We start from the raw sequence: 6,781 nt of genomic DNA, 5'->3' as shown, positions 1-6,781 counted from the left end.
TCCACCACCCGCTGCACCAGGGTCGCGGCGATGTCCTTGGAGCCGATCTGGATGCCGGCGTTGGTGGCCTCGAAGCACTGCTCGCTCAGCGTCCAGCTCACGCCGGCGTGGGCGAAGATCTTGGTGATGGCCTCCAGGTATTCCGGGAAGTTGATGATCTCCATGGACGACAGCAGCACCAGGTAGTCGGCGCCTTCCTTGTCGATGGGCACTTCCAACCCGGTGGACGTCTCCACGTGCTTGATCTGAACGTCCAGGGTCTTCCACTTGAGGCCCATGGGACTGCCGGTCTTCACCGCCCGCACCGAGGCCGCAATCAGCCCCTCCGGCGCATGGCCCGAGGCCACCTGCCCCTCGCGCGCCTTGCGGATCATGTACTGGATGTCGTTGCCGACGGGGCAGACCATGGAGCAGCGCCCGCACATGGTGCAAGAGTCGTACAGCAGCGGCTCCCACTCGGCGAGCATGTCGTCGGTGACCTGCCGGCCCAGGCCCAGCCGCGCCTTGAGCTTGCCCCACACGGTAAACTCGCGCTCCCAGAGGATGCGCATGGGCTCCAGCTTATGGATGGGCGTGTATTTCGGGTCGCCCGTCTCGACGAAGAATGGGCAGGCCGTGGCGCAAAGCCCGCAGTGCACGCAACTGGAAAAGAACGACGCCACCGGCGCGTCCATCTCCTCGCGCAGCGCCTGGAGGCCGCGCTGCAGCGAGAAGCTGCTGGTGGGAGCCGTTGCGGAGCCCAGGTCCGCGCCGGGCGCTAGGACGGCTTCTGTCATGACTGGACCCCCTTGCGGCCGAAGGTGGCGCCGTTGTAGTAGCGCGCGAGCCAGACGGTGAAGATGTGGGTGAGCTTGGTGAAGGGCAGCACGATCAAAAAGACCTCAACGGTCAGGATGTGCAGCCCGAGCGCCAGCGGATACGGATTGATGACCCGGTGATAGGCCAGGTACCCCGTCAGCAGCGGCAGGAAGGTCACCGCCCAGATGACGTAGTCCCCGGGGGTGGACAGGAACTTCTTCACCGGGTGCAGCAGCCGGTGCGCCAGCGCCGCCAGCAGCCCGAGCAGCGTAATGGCCGTGATGGCGTCCACGACTGGATTGGGCAGCGCGGGCCAAGCGATGCCGAAGGTGGACTTGATCAGCTCCACGTGCGGGATGAACAAGAGCAGCGCAATGATGAAGCCGGTGTGCCAGATGATGCCCACCACCACGTCGAAGGGCGCCGACTTGAAGGTGCCGGGGTCGGTGTGGAAGCGCTTGTACAGGGTGCGCAGGCCGCCCACCACCGCGCTGCCGCGCGGCACCGCGTAGTTGTGCGCGCGCCCGAGCACGAAGATCTCCACCAGTCGGGCCAGGAGGCCGAGCGCGAAGATGGTCAGCGCCAGCTGGAACAGTGGACCCTTGGTCCACATCAGGAACTCCATGGGGGTGATCATAGCTTCTGCTCCAGTTCATCGGCCGTGACGGTTCGGTGCGCCTTGGCGGCGGCCTTCACCTTGCGCCGGCCCATGACGCCGGCGGCGAGGCCCACCGCGGCGCCGGCGGCACCGGCGGCGAGCAGCGTGTCACCGGGCTTGCCGGGCGGCACCGACAGCGCCTTGTAGAAGCCGCCGGCGTCCCAGAAGTCCGGCTCCGAGCAGCCCAGGCAGGGCGCGCCGGCCTCCACCGGCCAGCTCGTGCCGCCGTTCCATTTCATGGTGGCGCAGGCGTTGTAGGTCATGGGGCCCTTGCAGCCGAGCCGGTACAGGCACCAGCCCTTTTTCGCGCCCTCGTCGTCGAAGCTCTCGGCGAACAGGCCCTTGTCGTAGAAGGGCCGGCGGTAGCAGCGGTCGTGGATGGCCTGGCCGAAGAAGGCGCGCGGGCGGTTGTACTGGTCCAGCTCCGGCAGCTTGCCGAAGGTGAGGAACTGCGCCAGCACGCCGGTGATGACCATGGGCACCGGTGGGCAGCCGGAGACGTTGATGACGGGCTTGTCCTTGACCAGGTCCTGTACGGCGACGGCGCCGGACGGATTGGGATCGGCCTTGGGCAGACCGCCGAAGGCGGCGCAGGTGCCGACTGCCACCACCGCGGCGGCGCCCTTTACCGTGTCCATCAGCATGTCGTAATTGCTGACGCCGGCAATGGTCGAGTAGCCGGGGTTGGCGCCGGGACCGGGCAGCGAGCCGTCCACCACCACCAGGTATTCGCCCATGTTGGCCTGCATCGCCGCCTCGCGGGCCTGCTCGGCGGCCTCGCCGGCGGCCGCCTGGAGGGTGTGGTGGTAGTCGAGGCTGATGGTGTCGAGGATCAGGTTCTCCACCGTCGGCGCGAAGCTGCGGGTCAGCGACTCGGTGCAGCCGGTGCACTCCTGAAAGGACAGCCAGATCACCGACGGCCGCCGCGCCGTCTCCAGTGTCTTCGCGATGGCGGGCGCCATGCTCGGCGGCAGCGCCATCATGCTGGCGGTTGCGGCGCAGAACTTGAGGAAGCCGCGTCGGGAGACGCCGTTGCGGCGCAGGATCTCGCCCAGGCTCGGCTGCGCATCCGGCTGCCGTGGCGGGGCAGGGCGTCCGTCGGTGGGTTGGTGGTGGGAACTGGCCATCGTTCCTCCTGCTGCTGTGGGTGCGGACTGACCGTTGCCAGGTGTCGAAGCTGGCGCGGCCGCACACCGATGATGGGGGCTGCGCGTTGCGGCTCCGGCGCTGGGGCTCTCGCCCCCGGCGCCGAAGTCAGTCGGTTCGTTGGCCGTCGGCCGGCTCGTTGCTGGAAACGGGGGCGAGCCGGGCGTCGATGGCCGCGAGCGCGTCGGTGAAATCGTCACGCTGGGCGCGCAGCATCTGTGGCACCTCGTCGATCTCGAGATGCAGGGCGACGCGCTGCTCGTCGGCGTTCAGGTACTCGACGACCCAGACGCCGCCGAAGGCGGTCTCGCGGATGCGCGTGGGGCCGAGGGCGTCGATGGTGGCGTTGACCTCGCCGTTGCCGAGCAGGGCCATCAGCCGCTCCTCGTCGCCGGGGCCGAAGGGCATGGCGCCGAGGTCGATCTGCGTCGGCTCGCCGGTCTCGATGAGCCGTGCCAGCGCGTGGCGGACCTCGCTCAGAACCGGCAACGCGTTGCCGAAATCGGTGGCGGATGTGCCGCCTTCCACCTTGATCGGAATGTCGCCGAGGGACGTCATTGGGCCTCCCAAATCGCTGATTGATAATTTTAGGCGTGGCTAATGGAGCGCTGATTGACTTGCGGCACGTCTTGAGCGGGGCTGATGCGATTTCGCAATGACAGCTCCGTAACGATACACGCACCGACGTGGGATGCCCGGTTGATCCAGCACGGTCGAGAATGCCCCCTAGGTCGGGCTGAGGCACGACGCCCGACACGGCGCCCGATCTGGCTGCCCGCGTGTCGGGCCTCCTGCGTCGGGCCGACCGCCATACCCGCTGCTCCAGGCGCGCCGGTACTGTGGGAGCGCCACTGCCTTTTGTGGCGCGATCGCGGCCGCGACTGCCTGCCGCTTGGCATTTGCCCGAAGCGTGGTGTGCTGCCTTGCCGCCGATCGCGGCACCAAGCGTGCCGTTCCCACGAGAGCTGCCACGGCCGCGGTGGCACGAGAAGCCGCGGCAGGTTTGCGTCACAAGCCGTCAGTCGGCATCTGCCCAGCGCGCCAGCAGCGCCTCAATTTCCGCCACCGCCCGCGACACCGCCGCCGCCACGGCCGGGGTCAACTCACTGCCCCAGTCCACGCGCTCGGGCTCGATGCCGATAAGCGCGCGCCGCGCCGGCAGGCTGTCGGTGAGCCTGGCCATGTCGAACAGGTCCGCGAGGCTCACCTCGTGCACGTTGTTGGCATGATGGGAGAGCTGCGCGTCCATGGCGGCGCCCTCCAGCACCCGCACCGTGCCGGGCGCCTGGCCCATGCGGGCGGCGTCCACCACCACCAGCCGGTCGGCGTCGCCGATGGGGCCGGCGAGGGTAAAGCTGAGCGTGCCACCGTCCATCAGCGCCACGTCGGGCCGTGCCGCCGCTACGGGCTCCAGGGCCTTGAGCACCGCGGCGCCGACGGCCTCGTCGGTGAGCAGCACGTTGCCGAGGCCAAGCACCAGCGTGCTGGGCTGGGTTGGTGAAGGTTGAGTGTTATGGTCGGGCATAGCCAGGAACGCGACGGGGGACAGAAGCGCGGATTATTGATCAGCGGGTTGCGCGGACAATTGACCGGACACAGGCGGAACCGCCGTTGCTGCTTGCCGGTCGGGCGTGCTGCGGCTTAGGCTGATCCGCAATTGGTTTCAAGCAGGAGCCGGCCATGTGCCTTGGCATCCCGATGCGCATCACCGCCATCAACGGTCTCGTCGCCCGCTGTGAGGCCAAGGGCGTCGAGCGCGACGCCACCCTGTTGATGCTGGGGCCGGACGAGGTGAGCGTGGGCGACTACGTCGTCGTGCACTTAGGCCATGCCATCGAGCGCATCGACGCCGAGCGCGCCGCCGAGGCCTGGGCCATTTACGACGAGATGCTGGCGGCGCAGGAGGGCCTCGGCCAGGGCGGCTGACGGCGGCGCCCGCGGGGAGGTGTCCGCTCCAAGCCGCCAATGGTCGCATCTTGTAGGTCGGGCCGACGCAGGAGGCCCGACAATCCGGCGCTTACGGGGGCACGGTTGCTCCCCTTGTCAGGCGTGGTTCTTCAGCCCGACCGACCCAGGGCGACCCAGGGCCTTACCCGGCCCGTCTCACAGGTGCCGGCTGCCGGCGCGCACGCCGCGCGGCGCCCATGATCATAACTTGACCCGCCGCCGTGGGAGCGCCGTCCTCGGCGCGACGGGTGCCCGCCGCCGTGGGAGCGCCGTCCTCGGCGCGACGGGTGCCCAATCGCGCCGAGAACGCCGCTCCCACCGGGCGACGGCGCTGGACGGCGTTGTTATCAAGGCCCGCAGCGCAGGCGGCACGGCCTGCGCTTGCTACATTAGCCCGCGACGGCCAGGAGCTCGTCCGCAATGGCGTACTGGCGCTGCACCTCGTCGGCGTGGGTGTCGTCGTCGCTCTCCACCATCTCGCAGTTGTTGGCCATGCGCGCCTGCATGGCCGCCTTCCAGGCGCGGTTGGCCTTTTCGGCCAGCAGGCTGTCGGGAGTCAGCGCCGCGGCCGTGGCGGCGGCGACGAAGTGGTCCGCCTGGGCCAGCCAGTCGGTGTCCTTGCCGCACTCGGTGTAGGTCCTGGTGGCGTGGGCCTTGGCGGCGCGGTAGGCGTCCTCGAGCTCGTCCGGGCTGACGTCCGCGCGCAACGCGATCTCGATGGCGCGGTTCACGCGCTCGTCGCGGCTCAGGTGCATGACGCTCTGCACGAAGCGCGCGCCGACGATGCGCTGCTGCTCCGCCGGCAGCTTGTTGAGCAGGCTGCGGAGGTCTTGGTCGTTGCTGATGGTGGGCATGGTCCGGGCCTCTGTCGTGCGGCGAATGACCGTGTTCCGCTACTATGGTTCCGGTTTGTCCCGGCCTGCATTGATGTGAATCACCAGGCTCGGCACAGCCCCGCAGCGAGTACCCCAGCACCGATGAAACGCACCGTCTACTTCGTCTCCGAGAGCACCGGCATCACCGCCGAGACCATGGGCCACAGCCTGTTGTCGCAGTTCGACACCGTCGACTTCGAGCAGGTCTACATGCCCTACATCAACACCGAGGCCCGCGCCCACGCCCTCTGCCAGCGCATGCAGGAGGCCCACGCACGCGACGGCGTTCGGCCCATCGTCTTCGCCACCATGCTGGACCAGGACATCGGCGGCATCATCAAGCAGGGCAACTGCTTTTACCTGGAGTTGTTCGAGCAGTTCGTGGAGCCGCTCAGCGTGGAGCTCGGCGTCGCGCCGAGCCGCAAGTCCGGCCGCAGCCACGCCATCACCAAGCCCAGCAGCTACACCAAGCGCATCGACGCCATCAACTTCGCCATGGCCAACGACGACGGCGTGCGTCCGGACAACTTCCGTTACGCCGACGTCGTGCTGGTGGGCGTATCGCGCAGCGGCAAGACCCCCACCTGTCTGTATCTCGCCATGCACTACGGCATCCGCGCCGCCAACCACCCCATCACCGAAGAGGACTTCGAGCGTGGCGACCTGCCGCCGGAGCTGGTGGACGCCCACACCCGCGTGTTCGGCCTCACCATCGATCCGCAGCGTCTCCAGGCCATTCGCGAGGAGCGCCGCCCCGGCAGCGCCTACGCCTCCGCCGAGCGCTGCCTGCGCGACATCCGCGAGGCGCAGACCATGTTCAAGCGCCACACCATCCCGGTGCTCAACACCACCAGCCAGTCCATCGAGGAGATCAGCTCCCACATCCTGCGCGCCGTCAAGTCGCCCAACGGCACCGCCGCCTGACCCGCCGCCAGCCCGCACCCCGCCGCAGGACCACCGCCCCCCCTGGGAGCGCCGGCATCCTGCCGGCCCCCCTGGGAGCGCCGGCATCCTGCCGGCCCCCCTGGGAGCGCCGGCATCCTGCCGGCCCCCCTGGAAGCGCCGCCTCCAACGCCCAGGCGTCCAGGGTTGCACTAGCGGTCCGCAAGCAGGCGGCGAGCATCTTTCAACAGCAGGAGCCACTGCTGCTCGCGCAGCGGCGACGGCGTGAGGCCGAAGCGCTGGTAGAAGCATGCCGCCGCGTCGTCGATGGGAGGGGTCAGGAGGGCGCGGATGCCCGCCTGCTCGGCGATGGCCAGGGTCCGGCGGACGGCGTCGCGCAGCATGGCGGCGCCGATGCCCCGGCCCTGGTAGCCGGTCGCGACGGCCAGCCGGGCCAGGATCACGACCGGGATCG

At 69.0% G+C, this 6,781-nt stretch carries 9 protein-coding genes; 2 read left to right on the top strand and 7 right to left on the bottom strand.

The window, feature by feature from the left end; all coding sequences use genetic code 11:
- From LJE69_RS15250 to LJE69_RS15230, 5 genes are all read right to left on the bottom strand, one after another.
- A partial coding sequence (locus LJE69_RS15250; RefSeq protein ID WP_296926620.1) for a (Fe-S)-binding protein occupies positions 1 to 674 on the bottom strand: 674 nt, incomplete at its 3' end.
- A gap of 98 nt (positions 675 to 772) precedes the next feature.
- On the bottom strand, positions 773 to 1,435 hold the full coding sequence (locus LJE69_RS15245) for a hypothetical protein (RefSeq protein WP_296926617.1): 663 nt from the start codon (positions 1,433 to 1,435) through the stop codon (positions 773 to 775).
- Positions 1,432 to 2,583 carry a hydrogenase small subunit gene (locus LJE69_RS15240; RefSeq protein ID WP_296926615.1) on the bottom strand — a complete coding sequence of 384 codons (1,152 nt, stop codon included), beginning with the start codon at positions 2,581 to 2,583 and terminating at the stop codon, positions 1,432 to 1,434. Before LJE69_RS15240 ends, LJE69_RS15245 begins: the two co-directional genes overlap by 4 nt.
- A 127-nt stretch (positions 2,584 to 2,710) precedes the next feature.
- The gene (locus LJE69_RS15235) at positions 2,711 to 3,160 is read right to left on the bottom strand and encodes a hydrogenase expression/formation C-terminal domain-containing protein (protein WP_296926613.1); all 450 of its coding nucleotides are present in this window, start codon (positions 3,158 to 3,160) and stop codon (positions 2,711 to 2,713) included.
- A 460-nt stretch (positions 3,161 to 3,620) separates the two neighbouring features.
- Positions 3,621 to 4,127 (bottom strand): hydrogenase maturation protease, encoded by a 507-nt coding sequence (locus LJE69_RS15230; protein WP_296926611.1) that lies wholly within the window; start codon positions 4,125 to 4,127, stop codon positions 3,621 to 3,623.
- A 155-nt stretch (positions 4,128 to 4,282) separates the two neighbouring features.
- Here LJE69_RS15230 and LJE69_RS15225 point away from each other — a divergent pair, with 155 nt between their 5' ends.
- Positions 4,283 to 4,528: a HypC/HybG/HupF family hydrogenase formation chaperone gene (locus LJE69_RS15225; protein WP_296926609.1), complete on the top strand. Its 246-nt coding sequence runs from the start codon at positions 4,283 to 4,285 to the stop codon at positions 4,526 to 4,528.
- A 410-nt stretch (positions 4,529 to 4,938) separates the two neighbouring features.
- Here the strand turns inward: LJE69_RS15225 and LJE69_RS15220 are convergent, their stop codons facing one another.
- Positions 4,939 to 5,403, bottom strand: a complete 465-nt coding sequence (locus LJE69_RS15220) for a hypothetical protein (RefSeq protein ID WP_296926607.1) — start codon at positions 5,401 to 5,403, stop codon at positions 4,939 to 4,941.
- A 123-nt stretch (positions 5,404 to 5,526) separates the two neighbouring features.
- Between LJE69_RS15220 and LJE69_RS15215 the strand changes: the two genes are divergently transcribed.
- Positions 5,527 to 6,348, top strand: coding sequence for a pyruvate, water dikinase regulatory protein (locus LJE69_RS15215; RefSeq protein ID WP_296926605.1), 822 nt, complete (start codon positions 5,527 to 5,529; stop codon positions 6,346 to 6,348).
- Positions 6,349 to 6,518: 170 nt separating this feature from the next.
- On the opposite strand, the gene LJE69_RS15210 is transcribed toward LJE69_RS15215, so the two are convergent.
- Positions 6,519 to 6,781: GNAT family N-acetyltransferase (locus LJE69_RS15210; RefSeq protein ID WP_296926603.1), on the bottom strand; the 263-nt coding region annotated here is incomplete at its 5' end.

The sequence above is a fragment of the Thiohalocapsa sp. genome, assembly GCF_022340605.1.
GTDB lineage: Bacteria > Pseudomonadota > Gammaproteobacteria > Chromatiales > Chromatiaceae > Thiohalocapsa.
Note: the sequence above shows the minus strand (reverse complement) of the source record. Positions and strands in the feature narration are given on the sequence as shown.

Bases quoted from the DNA above. Each gene is read 5' to 3' on its own strand.
- LJE69_RS15240 (WP_296926615.1), bottom strand. From the start codon at position 2,583: ATGGCCAGTTCCCACCACCAACCCACCGACGGACGCCCTGCCCCGCCA.
- LJE69_RS15220 (WP_296926607.1), bottom strand. From the start codon at position 5,403: ATGCCCACCATCAGCAACGACCAAGACCTCCGCAGCCTGCTCAACAAG.
- LJE69_RS15235 (WP_296926613.1), bottom strand. From the start codon at position 3,160: ATGACGTCCCTCGGCGACATTCCGATCAAGGTGGAAGGCGGCACATCC.
- LJE69_RS15245 (WP_296926617.1), bottom strand. From the start codon at position 1,435: ATGATCACCCCCATGGAGTTCCTGATGTGGACCAAGGGTCCACTGTTC.
- LJE69_RS15230 (WP_296926611.1), bottom strand. From the start codon at position 4,127: ATGCCCGACCATAACACTCAACCTTCACCAACCCAGCCCAGCACGCTG.
- LJE69_RS15225 (WP_296926609.1), top strand. From the start codon at position 4,283: ATGTGCCTTGGCATCCCGATGCGCATCACCGCCATCAACGGTCTCGTC.
- LJE69_RS15215 (WP_296926605.1), top strand. From the start codon at position 5,527: ATGAAACGCACCGTCTACTTCGTCTCCGAGAGCACCGGCATCACCGCC.